This is a genomic window from Parasphingorhabdus sp., assembly GCF_965233695.1.
In the GTDB taxonomy this organism is placed as follows: domain Bacteria; phylum Pseudomonadota; class Alphaproteobacteria; order Sphingomonadales; family Sphingomonadaceae; genus Parasphingorhabdus.
This window is the reverse complement of sequence record NZ_OZ247497.1, coordinates 1,956,634-1,979,364: the sequence shown is the minus strand read 5'-3', so window position 1 is coordinate 1,979,364 and position 22,731 is coordinate 1,956,634. Positions and strand designations below refer to the sequence as shown.

General features: G+C 52.6%; 14 protein-coding genes. 10 read left to right on the top strand and 4 right to left on the bottom strand.

Annotated features, from left to right (window positions below):
* The first annotated feature begins 2 nt into the window (after nucleotides 1-2).
* Genes traU through ACO6S1_RS09345 form a run of 6 tightly spaced genes read left to right on the top strand, consistent with a single transcriptional unit; the run spans nucleotide 3 to nucleotide 8,549 of the window.
* A complete protein-coding gene (traU, locus tag ACO6S1_RS09370) occupies nucleotides 3-1,022 on the top strand; it encodes a conjugal transfer pilus assembly protein TraU (RefSeq protein WP_422346170.1) in 1,020 nt (339 codons plus the stop codon).
* Nucleotides 1,019-1,795, top strand: coding sequence for a type-F conjugative transfer system pilin assembly protein TrbC (gene trbC, locus ACO6S1_RS09365; RefSeq protein WP_422346026.1), 777 nt, complete (start codon nucleotides 1,019-1,021; stop codon nucleotides 1,793-1,795). The genes traU and trbC overlap by 4 nt, the downstream gene beginning before the upstream one ends.
* Nucleotides 1,792-3,525 carry a conjugal transfer protein TraN gene (locus ACO6S1_RS09360; protein ID WP_422346025.1) on the top strand — a complete coding sequence of 578 codons (1,734 nt, stop codon included), beginning with the start codon at nucleotides 1,792-1,794 and terminating at the stop codon, nucleotides 3,523-3,525. Before trbC ends, ACO6S1_RS09360 begins: the two co-directional genes overlap by 4 nt.
* Nucleotides 3,522-4,397 (top strand): conjugal transfer protein TraF, encoded by an 876-nt coding sequence (locus ACO6S1_RS09355; protein WP_422346024.1) that lies wholly within the window; start codon nucleotides 3,522-3,524, stop codon nucleotides 4,395-4,397. The genes ACO6S1_RS09360 and ACO6S1_RS09355 overlap by 4 nt, the downstream gene beginning before the upstream one ends.
* Complete coding sequence (locus ACO6S1_RS09350) at nucleotides 4,387-5,829, top strand: conjugal transfer protein TraH (protein ID WP_422346023.1); 1,443 nt, start codon at nucleotides 4,387-4,389, stop codon at nucleotides 5,827-5,829. Before ACO6S1_RS09355 ends, ACO6S1_RS09350 begins: the two co-directional genes overlap by 11 nt.
* 17 nt (nucleotides 5,830-5,846) lie before the next feature.
* A complete protein-coding gene (locus tag ACO6S1_RS09345; protein WP_422346022.1) occupies nucleotides 5,847-8,549 on the top strand; it encodes a conjugal transfer protein TraG N-terminal domain-containing protein in 2,703 nt (900 codons plus the stop codon).
* A 4-nt stretch (nucleotides 8,550-8,553) separates the two neighbouring features.
* Here ACO6S1_RS09345 and ACO6S1_RS09340 read toward each other — a convergent pair whose 3' ends face one another.
* Nucleotides 8,554-8,769, bottom strand: coding sequence for a hypothetical protein (locus tag ACO6S1_RS09340; RefSeq protein ID WP_422346021.1), 216 nt, complete (start codon nucleotides 8,767-8,769; stop codon nucleotides 8,554-8,556).
* Between the two features lie 886 nt (nucleotides 8,770-9,655).
* On the opposite strand from ACO6S1_RS09340, the gene ACO6S1_RS09335 reads away from it, so the two are divergent.
* Nucleotides 9,656-10,204: an excalibur calcium-binding domain-containing protein gene (locus ACO6S1_RS09335; protein ID WP_422346020.1), complete on the top strand. Its 549-nt coding sequence runs from the start codon at nucleotides 9,656-9,658 to the stop codon at nucleotides 10,202-10,204.
* Nucleotides 10,205-10,240: 36 nt separating this feature from the next.
* Here ACO6S1_RS09335 and ACO6S1_RS09330 read toward each other — a convergent pair whose 3' ends face one another.
* From ACO6S1_RS09330 to ACO6S1_RS09320, 3 genes are read right to left on the bottom strand one after another with little or no spacing between them, the layout of a single operon-like run.
* Nucleotides 10,241-15,016, bottom strand: coding sequence for an NACHT domain-containing protein (locus ACO6S1_RS09330; RefSeq protein ID WP_422346019.1), 4,776 nt, complete (start codon nucleotides 15,014-15,016; stop codon nucleotides 10,241-10,243).
* Nucleotides 15,009-15,917 carry a nucleotidyl transferase AbiEii/AbiGii toxin family protein gene (locus ACO6S1_RS09325; RefSeq protein WP_422346018.1) on the bottom strand — a complete coding sequence of 303 codons (909 nt, stop codon included), beginning with the start codon at nucleotides 15,915-15,917 and terminating at the stop codon, nucleotides 15,009-15,011. The genes ACO6S1_RS09330 and ACO6S1_RS09325 overlap by 8 nt, the downstream gene beginning before the upstream one ends.
* A complete protein-coding gene (locus tag ACO6S1_RS09320) occupies nucleotides 15,911-16,759 on the bottom strand; it encodes a type IV toxin-antitoxin system AbiEi family antitoxin domain-containing protein (RefSeq protein WP_422346017.1) in 849 nt (282 codons plus the stop codon). The genes ACO6S1_RS09325 and ACO6S1_RS09320 overlap by 7 nt, the downstream gene beginning before the upstream one ends.
* A 259-nt stretch (nucleotides 16,760-17,018) precedes the next feature.
* Here ACO6S1_RS09320 and ACO6S1_RS09315 point away from each other — a divergent pair, with 259 nt between their 5' ends.
* The 3 genes from ACO6S1_RS09315 to ACO6S1_RS09305 all read left to right on the top strand — a co-directional run bounded on the left by ACO6S1_RS09315 (nucleotide 17,019) and on the right by ACO6S1_RS09305 (nucleotide 22,729).
* Nucleotides 17,019-20,912, top strand: coding sequence for a hypothetical protein (locus ACO6S1_RS09315; protein ID WP_422346016.1), 3,894 nt, complete (start codon nucleotides 17,019-17,021; stop codon nucleotides 20,910-20,912).
* A gap of 79 nt (nucleotides 20,913-20,991) precedes the next feature.
* A complete protein-coding gene (locus ACO6S1_RS09310) occupies nucleotides 20,992-21,735 on the top strand; it encodes a hypothetical protein (RefSeq protein ID WP_422346015.1) in 744 nt (247 codons plus the stop codon).
* A 358-nt stretch (nucleotides 21,736-22,093) separates the two neighbouring features.
* The gene (locus ACO6S1_RS09305; RefSeq protein WP_422346014.1) at nucleotides 22,094-22,729 is read left to right on the top strand and encodes a S24 family peptidase; all 636 of its coding nucleotides are present in this window, start codon (nucleotides 22,094-22,096) and stop codon (nucleotides 22,727-22,729) included.
* Nucleotides 22,730-22,731: the final 2 nt, after the last annotated feature.

Sequence of the window (22,731 nt, the reverse complement as noted above, 5' to 3'; positions counted from 1 at the left end):
TTTTGAATAGCTTCAGGTTGAAGTCCGTATTGCTATTGTTCCTGCTGGCATTCAGCCTGCTTGTTTCAGCGCCAGCGCGCGCCGATGCAGGCCCTGGCCGCTGCACCGGCAAATTTGTCAATCCAATCACCGATATCTGCTGGTCGTGTCTTTTTCCGCTTTCGATTGGCGGTCTTGATATCTGGCCATCGAGCAGACCTGATCCTAAAAACCCAACGTTGCCCGTTTGTCTTTGCGGTTTGCGCCCCGGCATTGCCATGGGGTTCTGGGAGCCAGTCCGGCTTGCCGACGTCAGCATGAAGCCTTGGTGCTTTGTCAATCTCGGCGGGCTCAAGATCGATCCCGGATTTGATATTGGCTATCGTTCCATCTCGGGACCGTCCGCAATTGGCGGCGCGAGCCAATATTATTCGAGCTGGCATGTTCACTGGTATGCCTATCCGCTGATCTACTGGATGGAGATTGTCGCCGATTTTCTCTGTCTTGAAGCTGGCTCGGTGGATATCCTGTATATCTCCGAGATCGATCCGCTCTGGCAAGACAGTGAACTAACCGCAATCATCAATCCTGAAGCAGTGCTGTTTGCCAATCCGCTGGCACTGGCTGCCTGCGCGGCCGATTGTGTTTCCGCCACGGTCAATCTGCCGCGCGATGAACTCTTCTGGTGCGCTGGCTGTCAGGGATCAATGTATCCAATGAACGGCAATGTCTCTGCCAGCATCGGCCATGTTCAAGCCTCGCGACTCGTACTGTCGCGCTTTGCTTTCAAATTACACCGCCAACTGGTGTCCTGGGGAACCATGGGCAAAAAAGGCCTGTGCGGCAAATATCTGATGCCGATCATGCGCAAGCAACAATACCGCCTCCAGGCAACCAACCCCAACCCGGCGACAAAGGGCCGTTATGCTTGCCCGCCCATTGGAGCCTCCACCACCTTTCAATCTGCCGGACAGGTCATTCCCGCCATTGGCGAGGACATGGGCTATCTAGTCTGGCGCAAACGGAATTGCTGTGCATTATGAAGAACTTCGTTCTCTTTTCGATTTTGTTCACGATCTCCGCATCCACCGGTTTTGCCGCCGCGCAAAGCGTGAACTCGGAGCCCCTTGATGTTGAAGCCATACGGGCATCAGCCAAAACATATGCCGCTGAAGCAGAAGCACTGGCTGAAAATGTCCGCCTGCGAAGCGAAAATTTGCGAAGTGACGCCCGTCAGACACAAGACCAGGCAAGGGCTAATCACCAACGATACACGAAGACTGTCGAGGGGGAACACTCCGCCAGCAGGGACAATAAAAAAGACGAAGTTTTCGATTTCGACCGGATGATTTCAGACCATGCAAAAATGGTTGAAGCCAAACTAGGCGACGCGGCGCGTTTCATTGCCTTTGCAAGCCTGTCGATGCCGCCGCAGTCTTTAAAAAAACTCGTTCGCGACACATCGGCGGCAGGCGGGGTCACTGTGCTGCGCGGTTTCCCCGGTGGCAGCGCCAAACAGCTTACAAAAATGCTTACCGCCATGGCATCAAATGGCGAGCAATTATCCGCGCTGGGTATTGATCCCAGACTGTTCCGGGCGTTTGACATCAAGGCTGCGCCCAGTTTTGTCATGGCCTCTTCCGATTTTACCCTGTGCGATGGCTTCGATTGCAAAAGTGCGGTCCCACCCCATGACCGGATGTCCGGCAATGTCAGCGTAGAATATGCGCTGGAAACATTTGCGGGCGGCGCTGGTCCCGGATCGCGTCTCGCTGCGTTGCACCTTGCGCGTCTAACCGATGGCGCTGAGCGATGAAGGTTTTGAACACAATACTGCTCGCTGTCACGGCCATCAGTTTTTCCGCCGGATCACCACTGGTCGCGCAGGAGCGCGGGGCGGCCAGAGAAGACGGAAAAGCTTTTGCCAATCAACAGCAGGAACGCGCGCGCGCAAATGCAAGCACGCAGCCCGATGCTTCGCGTATTCCCGGCTACACATCAAATCCTGCTGAGGCGGGTTATGCCGATAATCCGGACCGCATTGAAGGCGATGCAAGGGCCGTAGCGCACAGCCACGAAGGCATGAAAGCGATAAAAGACTCAAATGCCCGGCGCGCGAAGTTTGAGATAGATGAAATCAAAGCGGTCACTGCGCGGTCTAAATCGATCAACGAAGACCCACTTGCCTATACCAGCGGAATGGAAATTGGCGGGGCGGAAGGACGCTGCGTTCCGCTTCCACCTTCTCCCGGATCGCCGGGCCGCTATACAGCAACCTGTAATAGCGGGGTGTCGCTGGAGGAAAGAAACGAGAGTTGCAGCATCTATCTGGATGTAAGCGTCGAGCAGCGGACCCAATATCATTATCTGTGCAGCTATATCAGCCCATATGGTTTTGGCGGAGTCCCGTCTTGCGAGATATTTAACGCAAATGGATGCCGTAGGACCGGAATACGTCCAGGGCCATGTTTGCAATGGCATAACGACGGATATGGCCCGAGATACTGCGTTGAACCCGGCGAACCCTATGTTGAAATGAGCTGCAGCGCTCCTGTTGCAGGAGAAATGCCTTATGCGACGTCATCAGAAAACATTGTGCAGGAAAACCAAAATGATGCCGCCTGTCGGACTTTCGCGGATGATGCCGATTGCGAACAAACAACCGAAACTTGTAGCGACAGCGACCCTGTAACCCGCATCATAAACGGTGTGCCGGTGACAAAACCCTGTTGGGCATGGGAGCGGGCCTATCAATGCAATACCCGGCGCGCTGCCAATGATTGCGAGGAACTGGATAATAATCCCGCCTGCCAATTGCTCCGCGAGGATTGTCTAGGCGAAGATAATCCCTGCTCGACCACCGAACGGGTTTATGATTGCCCGCTTCCAGATACGGAAGGCTCCGGAAGCCAGTATATTTGTGACGGCGATGTCTATTGCATCGATGGATCATGCGAAACAATCGAACGTACGCCCAATGACGAATTCAAGGATGCCGCTGTTGCGCTTCATGCAATGGACGATGCACGCGGACAATTTGATCCCGATACATTGACGCTTTTTAAAGGCGAACGCGAGACTTGCGGCTCCAAAGTCTTTGGCGTGCTCAATTGCTGCAAGGGCAAAGGCTTCCCGCTCATTCCCGGCATCAGTTTGCTGGTTGCACTGGGCTGCAACATCCAAGAGATCCTTCTTCACCAGCGCGATGCCAATGGACTATGCGCCTATGTCGGCAGCTATTGCTCGAAGAAAATCCTCGGCATCTGTATCACCAAGAAGAAAGCCTATTGCTGCTTCACATCCAAATTGTCGCGTATTTTGCAGGAGCAAGGCCGCGCGCAGCTTCCCAAACCCTGGGCGAGAGCCAAAGACGAACAATGTCATGGCTTCACAATCGAGGAATTTGCGCAGCTTGATCTTTCCAGAATGGATTTTTCCGAAATCTATTCTGAATTTACCGGAGCTGCCCGCCTCCCCGACGAGCTCGAAGCGGCCAATGCCATCCAGCAGAAAATTCAAAACTTCTACGAGAGATCAGGCCCATGAAAAATATTTTTGGCTCTACGCTTCCCCTGCCCTTGACGCTCGGCGGATTGGCCGTGCTTGTCCTCGCAATCCTATTTTTTATTGATGCTGTGCTCAGTCCGGTATTCGCGCAAGGCGCTGCGGCCGACGCAATCAATCCTCCGACCAATGCGGCGCGAACCAGCGCGGATGAACTCTACTGCGAGAAACGCAAACTGGGTTACTGGTTCTACTGCACCAAGCCGAAACCGACTGAAACGGAGGGCCTGCCGCCAGAACCACAGACAAGCGCAAGCGAGAAACTCGATGCGGTCACGAAGGAATTGCGCGAGCTTAAAGCCAAAGCCATCCTCCAACCAACCCGCGAGAATGTTATCGCATACATACGTTTCCAGCGCGAACAGCTCGACCGCGCGTCGCTGTTTTCGGATGTTTGGCAGCGCGCGATCTGGCAGCAACCGGATTTGGATTATACCTTGGAGCGCCCGGTTTCGACGCTGGCCAAAAGGCAGTGGCAGGATGCGCGGAGCGCTTCGCGTGATACGCTCATGGCCAATCTTGGGAAACGCTACGGGCTGTTTTACTTTTTTGCGCAGAGTTGCGGGGCCTGCGAGGTCATGTCGCCAATCGTAAAATCAGTATCGGGTCGCTGGAAACTAACGGTTCGTGCGATCTCAACCGATGGCGGGCCATCGCGGCATTTCCAAAATTACACCGTCGAGGCCGGTCAACGCGCGCGCATGGGATTGAAGCCCAAAATTACCCCTGCCCTGGTACTGTGGGATAGCGCGCAAAGCCGCGCCATTCCAATCGGTTACGGCATTATCTCAGCGGATGAACTGCAGGACCGTATTTATTTACTCACATCAAAGGAAGCCGGACATGATTACTAAAAAAGCAATCGCTGCGATCACAGCCGCAAGTCTGATCGTTACACCTATTGCTGGGCCCCTTTCTGCCAATGTCGGTGATAGTATGGACCGGTTCATGGATGATATGGGCGGCGCTGCCAATGTCACCGGACCCACGGCGTTCGAAGGCCAGTCAGCCGGCTATTATAGTCTCGGCAATGTCTGGACGCGCTTTCCCCAGAAGACGACCAATATTGCGAACTTGCAGCTACCCTCTGCCAAAGCGGGCTGCGGCGGTATTGATATTTTTGCTGGCAGCTTTTCGTTCATCAATGCCAGCGAAATTGTCGCGATGCTCAAAGCCGTCGCGAACAACGCTGTCGGTTTTGCCTTCAGCCTAGCCATCGACACCGTGTGCCCGGAATGCTCGAAGATCATGCAAGAGTTTTCGCAAAAAGCGCAGCTCATGAATAATCTCAACATCAATAGCTGCGAAATGGCGCAGGGGTTGGTGGGCGGTATCTGGCCAAAGGGTGATCTAGCTGACAAGGCAATCTGCGAAGCTATAGGTAACTCAGAAGGTATTTTTACCGACTATGCCGCCGCCAAACATGGTTGCGGGACCAAGGGTCAGCGCGATTCAACGAACGATTCCGCAGGCGCGGACTATGCCGATGTAAATCCTGGCGTCGCGCGCAACTACACATGGCATATCCTCAAAAAATCCGCCTTTTTCAATCCTGGCGGCAGCTTTGACCGGGAACTCGCAGAATATGCGATGACGCTCATTGGAACGATTATATACGTGCCGCCCAGAGATGCATCTCCGGGCAAGTTCGTACCTTTCGCAGGCGATGCCTCCTCGACATTGGTAACTGCATTGCTGGACGGCACATCAGGTCAGACCATCAAGGTCTTTGATTGCGATGATGCCGATCAATGCCTCGATCCTACGTTTCGCAATATGAGCCTTGCTAGCTCAAAAGCCATTCGCCCTCGTGTCGCCGCACTGATCACCAGCATGGTGGAAGCAATTCGAGCAGATACGGCAATCGGCAATGCGGAAAAGGAATTGCTGCAGGTCGCATCGGTGCCGCTTTATAAAATTCTTACCGTTCAGGCGGCTTACGGTCGCGGCATGCCAACCGATGACCGCGAGACGCTTGCTGAGATTGCTGCGGTTGATCTGCTCTTTGCAGTTCTCGAACGGATTGTTGGCGAAGCGGGTCGTTCGATGTCCACCTTCATCGGCGCGGATGAAGCCAAGCTAGCCATGTGGCAGGGCCAAATGAGCGAAGTGCGCCGCGCCTTGGCAGACAGACAAGCAAATAGTCAGGCCAAGGTCAGCGCTATCATGCAGATCATTGAAAAAACTGCGATGATTGAGAATATGCTCTCGGCATCCATGTCGCCGTCAATGGCGGCAGCCCTCGACTGGTCGCGCGCGGTTCAAAACCGCTCGCTGACACCTTGAGCGGAGTATCAGCATAGATGGTCGAGATATTCACAATAGGCGGCGGAGAATATATCGTCAATGTCCTCAATGCCGTTGCGGCATGGACCGGAGCGGGCGGTTATAAAAGCCTGATACAGGTTGCTATGGTCATGGGGCTTGCATTGTCGGTGATAGTGGTCGCGTTCAACCAGGACTGGCGCGCATGGCTCCACTGGTTTTTAGGCGCAACGTTGATCTACATGTGCTTGATGGTGCCGCGCCTCGATGTCCACGTCACCGACCGCATCAATCCATCACTGGCTCCAGCCGAAGTTGCCAACGTTCCCTTGGGCCTTGCTCTTATGGCAAGCTTCACCAGCCAGGTCGGCGACTATCTGGTCCGCTCCTCCGAAACAGTGTTCGGGCTACCGACTGATCTCGATTATTCCAAAAATGGAATGATCTATGGCTCACGGCTATTTGATGCGACGCGCAGTTTGCGTATCTCTGATCCTGAATTTGCCGCCAATCTCGACGAGCATTTCCGGCAATGCGTATTCTATGATCTGCTTCTCGGCCGCTATTCGATGAAGGAACTGTCAGCGAGCGATGATATCTGGGCGGTGATTGCGCCAGGAAGCGCAGCGCGCGCGCAAAAGTTCCTGACCCGCAATCCCGATGACAGCGTCAGCGCCAATATCATAACCTGCCGCGCGGCTTACAATGATCTGAATTCCCAGTGGGTCGCTATGATTGATGAAATGGGGACTATCTTTGGCCGCCAGCTCTATCCCAAACAGACCGCGGCGCTGGCCAAAGCCAAGCTGTTTGCTGATCTGCCCATCGCATATAGCTATTTGAGTGGGGTTTCTAGAAACGCCAGCGAGATCTTCCGGCAAGTGCTGACCATCAATGCGATGAAACAGGCGATGCACGGCATGGCGGGCTCCAGCGGTACATCGAACGTCGATGTTTTTGCCCAGACCCGCGCTGATATTCAGACTGAACGCACATATTCATCGATTGCCCAAAATGCGATGAAATGGGTGCCCATCCTCAATATCGTTCTGACAGTAGTATTCTATGCGCTGTTTCCGGTGCTGTTCCCATTGTTCCTCATGCCAAAAACCGGACCAACGGCACTGCGGGGCTATATAACAGGCTTCTTCTATCTAGCTGCCTGGGGGCCATTGTTTGTCATATTGCACATGATCCTGATGTTCAAAGGTGCCTCTGATGTTGGCGGTGCAGCCGGCGGGACTGGGCTAAGTCTGGCTAACTTCTCCGGTATGGTTGATGTGAATAATGATATCGGCGTGCTGGCAGGATATCTGGTTGCTTCCATACCGTTTCTCGCCGGCGGTATTGCAAGAGGTGCGCTCGCAATCTCAGGCCAAGCCACATCCTATCTCAATCCATCTCAAAATGCGGCAGAGGAAGCAGCGCGCGAAGCGAGCACAGGCAATGTGTCGCTTGGAAATAGCAATATTGAAAATTCGAGCGCGTTCTCGAAACAATTTGCGCAAGGCTCGATCGCGCCGAATATCTCCTATGGCGCAGCGCAGACACGCGGGTTCAGCGCCAGCGGGACGCAAACGACAAGCTTTCCCGAAAATTCCTTTGATCAGGTTCCGAATTCTGCCTATCCATTCACACCGACATTGGGGCAGGATTTTACCTCGAGGCTTTCCACACTGGCATCCAGCAGCCGGTCACAAAGTGAGACCTTCTCCAATCTTGCCCAGCAATCGACCAGTTCGGCAATCACCCGATTCAACGAGCTCAGGAACACCTACAGCCAGGGGAGTTCTTCAGAAACCGCAGTCGGTACAAACGAAAGCAACAGCGTCAACAAGGCGTTCAGCGAAGTGGACTCTGCATCAAGAAACTTGCAGCGGCAATATGGACTGTCACGCAGGGCGGCCGACGATATTACAGTTTCATGGTTTTTGAATGGTGATGGAGCTCTGGGCGTTAAAGGCGAAAAGGGAGCTGGAAGTGCTTCTCTAGGTATCAAGGGCGGACGCAACCAAAGCTGGACAGATAGCGACATTGGAATTGCTTCGGAAGATCGCAACCGGATCATGGGCAGTCTAAACCAGATTTCTGATAGCAGGAACTGGTCCAATACCCGTGATGGATTTGTTCGAAGTGTCAGTTCCAGTAGCAGCTCGGCGATATCCAGCAGCGCATCTGGTCTCACAACATCGCTCACGGAAGCGCAAAGCTACACGGTCGAAGCGAGACGCGCAGAAGAACTCGCCAGCCGCCTCGAAGATCAGGCAACATGGTATGAGAGCAACAATGCCGCCGGATCGCTCAACCTGAGCCAAGCTTACCGTGAATGGGGCATGGCAGAGATGGAGAGTAATCGCGATTATTACGGCAATGCCCGGTTCGATGATATCAACTTCCAACTCAGCGCCGAAGGTCAGGAACTGCAAACACGCTTTGTCGCCGGTTATGCGGACCGGCTGCACGACGATATTGAAGACAAGCTGACATTGCCGGAATTTGCACCCGTTCAACGACCAAATATCGGAAGTGCCTCGGATGTACGCGGAAGCGTCTCAACAGGTAGCGGAGGTTCAGAATCGGTCGGTGCAGCGCCGGATGTCGGGGCAATCCGGGATGAAGTAGCCGGTGCTCAGTCGCGCGGAAAGACACGGATCGGGACTGTTGAGAACGCAATGAAACGGAAAACCAGAAATGCGCGTGGTGCGAGCGAGAAGGCGGCAGACGATATCAAGGAATGGTAGGTGATTAAATTGATATCCAGCCTTCATAGATTGTTACAAAAATCGCAAAAGCGAATAGTCCGAGAAAAATCGTAATTAGTTTTAATCGTCCCCAAGGATCAGCCCAAGTTTTTTTCCATGTATAAGCCGTAAGGCGGTTTTCTGCGAGCGCCTTGTCAATCTCTGACAAGCCGGGCCAGTTTTGTTGATCATCAGATTGAGTGTTTTTATCCTCGGTCATTTTTCAGTCTCCAAGATCATGATTCACCCGGAACCAAGCCCCCTCTTCTCTTCAACCATAGCGGAAACGCTGCGCGTCGTCATTTTGAAAATAACTGGTCAAAATCGGCCAATCCAATGTTCCAACTTGAGTTTGCAACCAATGCGGTCACTATCTCCATTCATGAAGTTAAGATATCTATGGGCGAAACATGGGTTTGATTGAATTACTACTATTGGGTTCGACCATCGTTAGCGCCGGGCAATCCTTCGAATGCACGCCTACCCGTGTCTGGGATGGCGATGGTCCAATCTGGTGTGCAGAAGGTCCAAGAGTTAGACTCTCAGGCATTGCCGCACGGGAAATGGACGGAACTTGTTCAGCTGGTCACCCCTGCCCGAAGGCATCTGCAGAGGCGGCAAGAGACGCTCTAGTGAAATTGGTTGGCAAACCTTCTGGACGGTCAAGGGAGGGTCATGTTCTGGTCTCTGGGCCCACATTAAAATGCCGGTCCGATGGTGGCGCAGGTGGCAAGCGCACTGCAGCATGGTGTGTGTCACCAAAATCCGGAGATCTATCGCGCGCGATGGTAAAAGGTGGTTGGGCACTCAAGTGGACCAGATATTGGAAGGCGCACCGCTGTGATGGATAGTCGGGTCTCCTTGAAAACAAGAATGGCAAATTTGCTGTTTGGCGCAGAAATCTGTTTTTTGCATGGATGATTATTGGGTGGCCGCTCTGGAGTTTGGTTTCATCCTGGATGAAATGACTCATGCGCCTTGCATGGCTATATTCGAAATGTTGTGGAATGGGAGAATGGAATTTGAAGTGGCTCACTCAATTTTGGCGATTAGTTGCTGTCGATAGAATAATGTAGATGTCGTCCTAGGGGGGTATTTGACGCGGCATGGCAAAACCAGATCAAAACAACGGATGTGGATGGGCGATCGCAGTGGTTCTGGGTCTTTTTGCGCTTGGACAATGCTCGAAGGACGGATCGAATGATCAATATGCTGACACTGAATCAACTCTATACGATCAGAGTTCAGAAATATCCTCAGAAAGCATTGAGATGTACGTGACCGCCGGATCGGTTAATTGTCGATCCGGTCCGGGAACAAATCACGGAAAGCTAAATTCCTTTTTATATGCGGAACCAGTAACGGTCCTTGAAACGCGGTCAGGTTGGTCAAAAACTGCGTCTACCGACTGTTGGATTGCTTCAAGATTCCTGAGTGAGGACAAGCCTGAACCCTCTCCGGCTGTTCAACCCCCCAGATATTCGGAACCATCGCGGTTGTTTGAAGCTCCAGCCCAATCAAGCGGATCATGCGGAGCGAAATGGAAATGTGGCCAAATGAATAGCTGCAGCGAGGCATATCACTATCTGAACAACTGCGGTTTAGGTCGTTTGGACGGAGATGGTGACGGCGTACCTTGTGAAAGTATTTGTTAGACAGTCAGATATCAATAATCTGCTGTCCGAAGATATTTATCGGACAATCGGCCAACATTCGCCACTTTCGATCATAGGGTGATAAGGTTCGACCAGAGGTTTCCCATAATAATCACGCAGATGATCGATTGCTATCAAACATGCCCGCGCGCAATTTGCATTGTATTCCTTTTTTATTAGTGCCTTGAATGCGTGTTGCCGAAAGTTCGTTAAAGGGGCAGCCTCCAATTCATAACTGTTGGACACTCCCTCTATCGGATTTTTCTTTACCGCTGCATTTTCAAGGCGATCGACTAAACTACGCCCGATGGGATCCCTGCTCGGTCCAGATACCAAGTCGAGCAGTTTCTCGGCTTCATGCTCATCCAAGCTTTCCGCAAATGCATCAGCAAGCAGCGCAAGCCTGTGAGGATCATCGACCTGTTGCATTAAGTCGTAAACACGCTGGCGGACCTGCCGATGATTGACAATGAGCGGGACTAGTGCTTCGCGAAGCCTGTAGCTATCTCTTGGTTGACCCTCGTCGGATTGTTCAGCAGTGATAGCCTCCAGCAGGATATTAGCGGCTTCTATGGTTCCGATTTGAGCCAGGGCAGCGGCCCAACGACCACTTGTCGATAAGGTCGAGTCAGCAGCAGCGAGAGTCGATAACGCTTGTACTGCTGTTTTCGAACGCGAATAGCCAAGCGCAAAAACCAGATCACCAATTTGATGTGGTCGCTTGGACCAATCCGGCAAGTCCGCAATGTTCGGTAGTGCTGCTTGTGCGTCATCGGCAAACGCAACAAGGCGCAGCCATGCATTGATCTTCCAATGGTCATTTTCCGAAGTCCAGCTTAAAGCTGCCACCTCAGAAACACTGTCCTTTAAACCCTGCAGAACAATGTTGGCGGGCAATGGCTCACCATTTTCACCAAGCGCCTTGCACAGGTCTACCAATGAACTGTCTTCTCTACCGCGCTCAATCAAGGTGATCAGGGACCCTACGCGATCGCCATAGTTCATGACTGTTACTGGTCCCGCCAGCTGAAAGGCTCGCGCCAAAGACGCCGAATCGCCGGATTTCACAAGCTGATCAATGCGATCCAGGATCGCTGCTGCCGCAGGACTGGGTGGAGATAAACGCCTCTCTTCCAGATTCGCACACCGAACCGCATAGTCATTCCAGGCCGGACCGATTGCATGATGTGGCCGCGGATCAACCTTCAGCAGCTGTCCCAGAACAATTGCGGCGTCATGTTCGCACTCCTCGTATGAGAGCCGTTTCATCATTTCCGCGATAACGGAGCTGCCGCCTATGGAAATCAGGGCATCGCGATATGCATTGTTATAGTACATGTAGGCTTCGCTGTGCCTTCTCCCCGTTAGGTTCTTAGACAATGCGGCTCTTTCTATTGCTTGACGCTGCCTATTCTCGTCCCACAAGCGCAGTGCATCCGCCAAAAGTGCGTCCGAGCCGACCCGGCCAATGAGCGATACCAGCGTGGCCAGATCTCCGCGTGATAGCGCTGGCTCGCCGAGCATTGGATCGAGCAATTGGTGTGTCCATGTAGCGAGGCGATCACAGACGCTCGGACCGACCGGGAAGCGGTTTCTATTGTCTTCTTCGTCGCGCCAACCCGACAAGATCGAAGCTAGAGCGACAGCCTCGAAGGTAGATTCTGGTGTACAGCGCACGATCTCATCGATGAGGAGTTCGAACCGCACATGACGCAAAATATCGCGGCAGGGTTGTATGGCCTTTTTCCAGCCATCAGAGCGAGCATTCGCAATTGCCACAGCTTCATCAATAAGACTGGCAATAGAATTGGAGTCTAACAGAACGGCGATCAACTCGCGGCGGTGAAAGTCATCATTCTCTCTTTTCGCCAATGCCAGAAATTCGTCCTGCCGATCGGTTTCAGCACTTTGTAAATGGGCTTTGGCATCGTAGGGAAGTCTATCGCCGCGCTCCAACCTATCGACGATGGCGGCAGCAAATTCGCTCGGATATCGCTCGGATAATTGTTTGTGCAACTCACTGCTTGCCCAAGCGTTGTCCAACTTCAGGTCCAACGCTGCATCTATAACTTTCTGGGGCGACGGGCCACCAAATTTCATTGCAAAATTGACCCACTCGATCCCTGTTGCGGATTCGAAGCGTTTCTTCTGAGATTTTGTCCATCGGGCGCTGTGCTTTTCGCTGAGGTTTTCCGGTTTTCGCCGGCGGACAATCTCAACCCACATTTTTCGATCCAACCCATCCAGCAGTCGGCTAAGATGTGATGTTTCACTGCGGAAATCCAGATAATCGATGACGCCAGATACGACGTCGGAGCTGGAGTCCTTTATCGCAGCTTGGGTTGCGAGGTCGAGACTGGCGATATCGCCCTGTTCGACAAGATCGATCAGGAGAATTCGCCGCGTTTGATCGTTAAGTTTGGGAAAGCTCTTTTCCCATCCTGGCTCAAGCGCCGTGGTTGGAAAATTATGATCGGCTTGTCGGATGTCAAAGACATGACTCTCGCCACCTTCGAGCGCTTGCCAAAGTCGGCTTCCGAACTGCGGTCTGCCGGTGACAAGCATGAACCGAATGGCACGTTTTTCATCTGTCACAGCCCATCTTTCGGCAAATGTCGCAATCCGGGTGTCCAAAGTGTCGCCAATAACATGAGACGTGCGATGCAAAATTTCGGCGGCCACGAAAGGTTCAATCCCTGTCATTGTTAAGATCAGGGAAGTCAGGGCCTCGCGCGGAGGGTCTTGCTTTCGCGCCAATCGGTCGACCGCAAATAGTACCGCAACACTCCAAAAGGGTGAATCGAGGATTTTGATCAAATCAATGTCTTGTGGGCCGCCGCAATGCGCTTCGATCATCTCGCCTATCCGGTGGGATGCGAACCATTCTTGCAAGAGCTGGTGTTGCAGGCCGACCGTGCGCTCATCTGGCGTCCCATGACTAACCAACAGATGGTGTGAAACAAGGTTGTCGAGCACATCCTGCGGAGAAACCTGCTGAACCAAGAGACCCTTTTCTTGAAGTGCCATACTTGTTTTGGCGATAACCGGCAGAAGGCTCTGCTCGTCGATGAGGACTGTTCCCGCTTCCATCAATGTCCAAGCAATTGCCTCAAGATAGACTTGTTGTTGACCATCGAGAGCAGCGCGCAATTTATCGCGACGTTGCTGAGAACCACCGGCAGATGCAACTAGCGAAGCTATTGCAGATTCACGGTCGCTCGGAAGGGCACCATCGGCACCTTGTTGCAAAATTGTGGCTAGAAATATCGGCGTCTTCAGCAACGGCCGAAGTGCCACGACTGCGCGTGCGCGGATCAGGATATCTGGGCCATCAGGACCGAGCAATTGTTCGGCAGCAACGAGTTGACGGTCACGGCCAAAAGGAAGGAGCTCAAGTATATTGTCGCAGTCAAGCGGTCCCGCTGTACCAATTCGACTTGTGAGGACGAGCAAGATTGAAGGATGACTGCGTTTCAGTTCTTCGAGTTGATGCCAAGCCCATTCTCTTTGACTCGCGTTGAGTTCGTTCCAGCCGTCCAACAGAAGGACAAGGCGTCCCGTACGAGCGAGGGTGGAGAAACCATCCACGGTCAACGCTTCGAACGGACCGTTTCCACAGACATTCGCGTCGATAGATGTCTCTTTTGCAGCCAGGGCCGGCAAGCTGCGAACGATGGGTATAAAGTCGCTGGATTCAAATAGGGCAATCGCGATCTGACTCAATGCATGCGTTTTTCCGCTACCCGGATCGCCGATCATTGTAACCATCCGCGCAGAACGTAAATATGCCTCTATAGACGCTAAATCGACACTGGTTTCCTGTTTATGGCTCTCGGAGCCTCGAGTTTTGACTGCTTGGAACAATGGTTCGATGATATTGGGTTGGCTCACTGTCTGGAAATTGGCGAGCTCTGTTTCGGCCGCTTTGCGTGCGATTTTCAGGGTCGCGTCGAACCCAGGTCCTTGGCCCTCAATCCTGAGGCCGTACCGTTCGTCCAGAATTTTGACGACGTGATCACGGTCTATGGGCGTCGGCCGGACGTTCAAACTCTTGGCTAATGACTCAAGCAAACCAAATAGTTGATCCGGCCTGGTCTCTGGTTTGGCAGAGATTAAACCTCGCAACTGATCAATCGCTCTAAGACGATCTGCACTGCGCTCACCAGTTGTTTCCAAACGCAAAATGATAAAATGACGCCAGAACCTATGCAGTTGGTCCGAATCCGGCGGATACTCCAGATGGGTTTCAAGCACGGTTGCAACGGACGCACGAACGGCTTTCGCATTATTGCCGATTTGGCCGGGTGCGTCGAGAGCCTCAGCAAAAGTATTGCCATCATTCGACAGGCGGGCGATCTCGCCCAGTTTCTCACAGGCGTAATAGCCGTCAGCGCTTATGATTTCAGCGGCACCACCCGCCCGATCGCGTCCTTCGGCGAAGGCGGGTAGTTCCATGGTATCCCAGGCGCCGCCGACGATCTCTGCAAAATTTGTGTTACTGGCCGCGGCTGAAAGCGTAAGTCTATGTTTTAGCTGTAGATCCAGCGTGGCATTGTCGCCTGTATCGCCGCGCGAATGGACCACCAGATCATCGAGCGGCCTGCCATTTGAACGTTGTTGTGCGGCGAGACCGATAACAGTCCCAGAAACTCCAGGAGCACCCGATTGGGCAAGCATCGCAGCAAGATAGATTGCGATTGCGTCGCCTTCGTAGTTCGTGCCGATCCCTCCTGTGGATTCCGCTGATGCATTCGCCTTTCGACTCAATTCTTCATTGCTCCATTCACTATCCGCCCGGTCGTTCTCAGACATCGTCTTTTTGCTTTTGCAACCGTTCCTGAAGGCTCGCAGCCTCTTTACGGAGTTGACGTCTGGCATCTGCGGCCAAGGCCGCTTCTTCGCCGTCCAAATTCTGCAGGAACCGAAACCCGTCGGTAACATGTTTTATGAGATCAGGGAGAGAAGGGCTTTCGTCCTTGCGTAACAACATACGCAAATCTTCTACATCATAGTCAGCGCCGTCAATTCGCTGGCAAAAACTTTCAAAGTGCAGCTTGTCTCCACCGGCCCAGAGTTTGAGGACGGCAAGTGCGCGAACTGTATCCTGCTCAATCGGGCGTTTCGCTATCTCGGACAAGTCGTGCAAATCGCGTATCTTGGTTCGCTGGCTTGCAGCCCTGACCTTTTCAGAGATGATCTCTTCATATGCCAGGCAGGGAATATCTGCAGGCTCGAATGGGAGCATCTTGAAATAGTCTTGCGGCAATTGCGGAACCGATATGACAGGTAGTATCGGGTCTTCTCGTGTGCTGATCTGGATCTTTATCCGTACCCCGTTCTGGTTCCCATCATGCGTGCATAAGGGGTTCGCCGACAGGCCATCTTCTATATGATACCAGTCCTTTTCCCGGTCGAAAGTGAAGTTGATGCCGTGATAAGGTGCTTCCACCAGGAGCGCAGCAATCTCCAGCAGCAAGTCGTCGCCATCAATGTCGCTGTTGCGGGTGAAATCCAGATCAGTGGACAAACGCCCGCGCGGGCCGAACACCATTTTCCTGAGCATCGTTCCGCCCTTGAAAGCGAGATGCTTCAGCAAGTCGCGTTCGTGGAAAAGCTGCAATATATGTGTCAGCAGGATGTCGATCTCAACATTGCCGATATCGCGGGCACCGGAACGGTGGGCAACATTGCGTAGCTCGTCGACGGTCAGCACTTGCCAGGTTTCCGTGTTATTTGGGGTACGTCTGCCAGCAGGTCCTTTTTTGATGCATGAACCAAAAGACCCCAGTCATTGACATAGCCAACATCATCGTCGCGGCGAGCCTTCCGCCCAAATTTTGATCGCGTAGAAGGCGCGATTGCTGCGCGCAGTTTCTTGCGACTTGAGCCGGGTATCGGCCATCCCACCAGATCTGCCAAAAAGCCCAAGCGTTGTAATAGAGATTGAGATTCCATGCGTATCGCATCATCGACTATGGCGGTGAATTCAAGACTTCGAGAGGCTCCAAACATAATGCGGGCGATCTCTCCCGGTCCGCCAGCCAAAGCGGGGCGGTCAAGGCAGTCAATGACTGTTTTGACCGGCTTGGATATCGTTGCTTGGCGTCCGTAGATTTCCACCTTCTCAAAACCAAAAAATTTGCGTTCGGCCATTTGGATAAACCGCACGCTATGCCCCTCGATGGTTACGGGCGCGCGTTGCTTGAGAACGGCTATCGTGACGCTATGCGGGCGCTGTGTCGTGAATCCATGGAAAGAGGCTGCCGACCACCAGCCGACATAAGACGGATCAACCGCCGCAGATGCCAATGCCAACAGATTGTTCTCGCCTAGATTTTCGGGACCATGCGAGGGTGGCAGCAGCATATAGCGACCGCCGACCAGTCTGGTGAGCCAGCCTTTGCGGATCAGGTTTTGAATGACTTTGCGGGCTCTGGCTTCTGATCTCAGCAGTGTAATGACTTCCGAGGCCTGTACGATTTCCTGACCCTGCTCGGTTAGCGACAACACAAGCTTTGTTTCATTCGGACCCAATGTGCGCAAGTTAGTTTGCATAGCATTTTATGCCTTTGAGGGTTATTCTGACATATCATCTAACCAAAAAAAATTAGTTTGCATAGCATTTTTGCCCTAAAAGGCATGAAATGCTATAAAGAATAACAAACCTGCTGATCACGAACCCATCGGCAAACAGAGGGGCAATATGGAACTCATGATTATCAACAGGTGTTCTTTGTCTCGTGAATAGCGCCGGGATTCCTAATTCAAACCGCAAACACCGCTACGTCTCCGTGACGGCGCGAAGGTAATTGCCATGGCAAAATCAAGCCAGAAGCGCCGCAACCGCAAGGGAAGCCGATCCCGTCCAGCCTCAAAATTGCCAAAGCCTGCAAGCCGCGCGGGCTCACATGCTGGACGTGGTTTTCGCTATCAGGACGCTATTGCCGCAAATCTGGCGGTAATAATTTGGGCCGATTTGCGGGTGCCCGCCATCGTCATTCCAGAAGGGGGCGATGACATAGAATTGCGAGGTTCCGACTCTGTCTTCGTGCAAGTAAAAAGTCGCCGAGAGCATCTGGGCCAATACCAGTCCAGCAAAACCGTTTCAGATATAAGTGACCTTTGGAAACGGCATGACGGGAGCGTTCCACACCCCGACCGATTGGAGCTGATACTTGAACGGGGCGTGGAAGGTCTGGCCAATCAAAATAATCCTGCCATCCCAACCAAAATTGATGGCGAGATAGGCAAGCAGCTTCACGGTCGGCCAAACGCGGCAAGCATGCTGGCAAAAACCAAATTGTACATTATGACCTCTCCACTGGACGCAGCAATCCAGACGATTTCTGATAAAACCGGCTGTCGTCCAATAGCCGCGCAGATTTGCTTTGCAGACCTATTAAAGCGCGTTGGTGATTTGGCAGATGCCAATGGCCTCTTGCAAGCCGATCAATATCAGGGGTTATCGGTTAGCGACACAGAAAGCGCAATTGCTGAAATTTTGAGTGTCTTGGACGTCGATGCCATTGAGCAAGCGATCCAACAAGGCCTGTGTGAGGCTGTGGATTTTTTAACTCCCCTTGACGATCCGAACTTCTACCTCGGGGTCGATGTAGAGCCAGGGCATGTCGTTGCTGGCCTAGTGTCCGAAAGGCCAGAGACGCGAGGCTCTATATCTCAGGCACTTGAAACACAGCGCGCTGCGCTGATTGTCGGACCATCCGGTTCCGGAAAATCTGCTTTGATGTGGGAAACCGCATACATGATGCGGCATACTGTACGCTGGTTTCGCGTAAGACGGTTGGCCGTTCAGGACATCCCTGCACTTCGTCAGTTGATCCGAACCATGAGGGCCTCCGAGGCCAGCCCGATTGGTTTCGTCATGGATGATGTGGGCCGTCAGGGACCGGAATCCTGGACCGCTTTTCTAAAGGAAATTACTTCTTTACCGGGCGTGCTTTTGCTCGGCTCCATTCGGGAGGAGGATATATTTCTAGTTGCGGAGCGATCGCGGGCTTCAGAAATCCGTGCTGATGCAGATAATGAGCTCGCTGAACGCCTCTGGCTTGAATTGAAAGAGTCTCAGAATACGGAATACCCAGGTTGGCTCGAGCCCTGGAAGATCAGCAATGGGCTGTTGCTTGAATATGTCCATATTCTCACTCGAGGAAAGCGATTGAACGAGGTGCTTGCCGATCAGGTGCAGGCCAGAATTGCTGATCCTGATAGAGACCTTGAATTGGATATTCTGCGCTTGGGCGCGTGGGCCGGTTCTTCCGGAACCCGGCTTGATACAAATAAAGTCACCGATGTTCTTGGCTGTTCAGATGCCGAGCTTTCGCGGGCTCTGCAACGTTTGATTGAGGAGCATTTGATCCGTGCTCCGGAAGCTGGAATGTTTGGCGGCCTCCACCAGCTACGCTCCGAAGAGCTGTTACAGCTATCGCATCAAATTCCGCCGCCTACTCATGCAGTAACATTTGGGCGCACATTATCTGCGGTTCCCGCGACAGATGTTGAATTACTTGTTGAAGATGCTGTTGCAAAACAGCGACTACCGACCGCCGAAGTCCTCGATGCTATTGCCGCACGTCTGCTTGCCAATCCCGACGCTGGGGTTCTGGCATCAGCCTTGCGCGGACTGGGCGGCGGACGAATATCTGCAGTGATCGACGAATGGTTCGCGACGCCGGAAGTGGAAGTCTTGCCGCGTACACAGATCGGAACTGCCGCCATGTTTGGCGTCGCTGATCTGGACTGGGGCAATCTCGATATTATTCCGGAGATACAAGCCGCTGCGACTTGCTTGGCGGAAATGAAGGGCGGTATTGCTGACGATCCGAGAAGTCAGTTATTTGACCAGTTATCCGAGGAGAATCTTCGAGCAATTGCGGCGAATATCAGTCTTACCGAACTGAACGACATCGTATCGGCTCTTATCGGGATACCGTTACCGGCTAAGCTTCACGCGATATTGGTTTCATTCGTGCCAAGTCTTGATGAGACCAATTTTAACATTCTCTCGGCACTTTTGGGGACTGTGGGTGCCCTCGACCGTAGCTTAGCAAACACTTGGGTCGACGCGATCGGGCAAGCTGAACTATTCGCGAGACTAGAAAGCGAACGAGCATGGGTAGCAACGCCGACGATCAGCTCCGAAACTGACGGAACGATCGTCAGTTGCGATTATTGGCATGTCGTTGTTTCACAGCAGCCTTCCCCGCATGATGATGTGGTCAAGCTTTGCGAAACTTTGCTCTCTATATGTCCGTCAGCCGATATTGCCGCTTCGCGGGCGATATATGCCAATGGCAGCGTGGCAGGGCTCCCAGAATATCCGACCGCTACCAAGCGTATAGCTCGGGAAAATCTCCCCGTTGAATCCGTGCCAGCATGGAACCGGCGATGGATTGATCTAATTGCGCGGCGCGTGGCAGCACCAAGCTACAGCAACTATCTCGAGCGCGCGATTTCAATATTGCATGAACTTGTGCCGACGCTGGATCGTGTTTTCGACATTCATTTGCGGGGACGCAATGTTCCACAACAATTGTCGGACACGCTTAACCGCCTCAACGGACTTACGGAAGCGCTGACGCCGCCATCGATTTCTTCAGAAGAAGTTGCGGGTGACACCGCTGGTGAATCCGACAAGGCTGTTACTCGTTTTCATAATCTGTTATTTTGCGGCACCGTAAATCTTGTGAAGCGCTTTGCCCGTTTGCCTGAACAGGCAGGCGCTTATATTGGATGGCTCAACGACCTCATAGCTGATGTGGATCGGGTAGTGTCCGAAGAACCTTGGGAACTGATTGCCAGCGAACCACCATCGATGCTTACGCGTTTTAAGGAATTGCTTATTTCAGTTCGCATATTGGCTGAAGGATCACACGAACGCAGCAAGCGCCCTGCTGAGATTTGGTATAAAGTCGGTCGTGCGGCACGCACAGGTAATGCCTTAGGGCGAGTATCTGCCATAGCGCGCTCGGCTACTGACAAGCGCGTCGCTGACTACAAAGCAGAAATCCGATCAGCGATAACGGCAGTAGGCGCACCCGCGACCGTCCATTTTCGCGATCGGGCCAGTGCGGTCCTGCCGCTGGTTAGTTTCGAAATTTTGGTGCTGCTCAACGTTGATACGGTGGTTGAAGCTGCGCAGGCTGTTGACACTTGGGCAGAGCCATTACGCGCTTCGGTTGACCATTTAATCAGCATGACAACTACTCCGGTTGCCAACGGATTTTCCATCAATCGGTTTACGCAGTCCGGCCATCAAACGCTTTTTCCAAATCCTGATGCAGGTGCAGAATGGCTTGAAACGCTGGATATTTCTCCGCTTCGATCAGATGCATTGGATGCGCTTGATCTGACCTTCAATGCTGCTGGCGAACTTGCCGCGCTGGACCGATGCGCATTAGCTACGTCTTCGCGTGCTCCGGAGGAAGGCCTTGCCCGCGTTTCCGTTCAGGAAGATTTGGATGCCGGAATGCCGGTCTTGAGCCGCCATTTGGATGAAGCCGCACCAGAAATCAAAGACGAGGTAATGGCACTTATCGAAACGATACGAACCGGCGAGATTGATTTTGTTGCCGAAACTCAGCAGCTAATGGCCGGTGGGCAGTCAGCAATAATGTCCGAACTGACCGTCATAATCGTTTATCTACTTGAACATCAGTTGGAACTGAATTCTTCTGCGGTTGAGGCATGAGAAACATGCTGCAATACGCATCCGATTTAATCTATCACCAACTTGAAAACTCAACTCAAACCCAATCGGAAATGACTTTATGATTGACGTATTTAGTAAAGGAATTGCCCGCGTCAAACATGCGAAAACCGGTCGCATTTATGACATATCTGCCGACGAACTCGATTGGGATGCAGTTGGTTCAGATGAGCGGAATATGGGGCCTGAAACTCACTATCAAGCTTTGCTTGAGCACCCGCAACTTGGCTTGATCAGTTGGAACATCTGGGAATATCCTATCGGCGCAGAAAATATGCAAGAAACGGATGTGGGCGAGCATATCTTGATCGAGAATCTCGACTACGGTTTGCAACATTTACCGGATGACGACGAATGGGAGGCCGATGATCCCGTTCCCCTAGCCGATCGCTTGAACGCATTGCCTCAGCAATTGGAGGAGCTAGAAAAAGCTATAAATCAACTCCGTAAAAGCGGATCGATGATAGGGCATAACCAGCCACCGGAGGAAATGCGCATTGATCTGGATGAGCATGATCTTGCCGAGGCTCAGGCCAGTATTGATGAGATAAAGGTTGAGCTGAAGCGTCCCAATCCGGCCGTCGAGGCGGATCTGGAAGTAGTGAAAAAAGCCGAAAGTCGTCTTTCTGTGATAGCTGAAAAGTTGAAAGGCTGGGCTAAAACAGCGGGTAAGTTTATTGGCGGCGGCGTTCTGGCCGGGATGGGTAAAGAATTATGGGAAGATCCGGTAGCGCTCCATAGCAAACTTCAAGCGATCATAAACACGCTTACGGATTGGTCTCAAAGTCTCGGCAACTTATTGTAGATTCGGACACGCTCGGCTTTCGCACACATGTAAAACTGTACATTTTCGTCCACTTTGAAAATCAGTTTGATTCTTGATGTGACTCTTGGAACAAATATTGCTCCACTTTCGCCAACGTCCTAGCCCGCGGCCTACGCCCTTCCCTCAAATCCAATACAAATCTCGGATCACCGACAGCGCGCCTGCCAAACCGGGTCGGCGACATATGCGTCTCTTTCAGGTGTATTTCGATACGATCCAACAGTTTCAATTGAGGCCTCCTCGAATCATAAATTACTTGTGTTCTTGTTATGTTCCTATTAGGAAGATTGCATATTGTCTAGGATAAATCCTATTGAGGGGTCGAAAGGCACGAAACATGGATGATGTACGAGAAACTCTGGATCGGTTGGTCCGCGAAAACGGGGATGACTATTCCGGTCTCTCAAAAATGCTTGGCCGTAATGCCGCCTATATCCAGCAGTTCATAAAACGCGGCACGCCGCGCAAGCTCGATCCCGAGGACAGGCTTAGGCTGGCGAGCTTTTACGGCATTGACGAACAACTCTTGGGCGGTCCGCCGCCAACCGGCAGTGACGGCATGGTCGAAGTCCCTGTGCTTGATGTCAATGTTTCGGCAGGACATGGCGCGCTGGCGACAAGCGAGGATAGGAAAACGCGTTTCTCATTCGATGAGCGCTGGCTGCGCAAACTGACGCCGGCTAGAGGCGTCAGCCTTTCGGTCGTCCGCGTCATGGGCGATTCCATGGAACCAACGCTGTCGGACGGTGATGACGTTCTCGTGGATGCTTCTGACCATGGCTCGCGGCTCCGCGATGGGATCTATGTGATGCGGGTCGATGACACGCTGGTGGTCAAGCGCATTGCGATGCGTCCTGATAGTCCGTTCATTACCATTGCCAGCGATAATCCGACCTATCCGACCTGGGAGAATGTTGATCGCAGCACGGTGCATATCGCAGGCCGTGTACTCTGGTTTGGTCGCGCGCTTTAAAA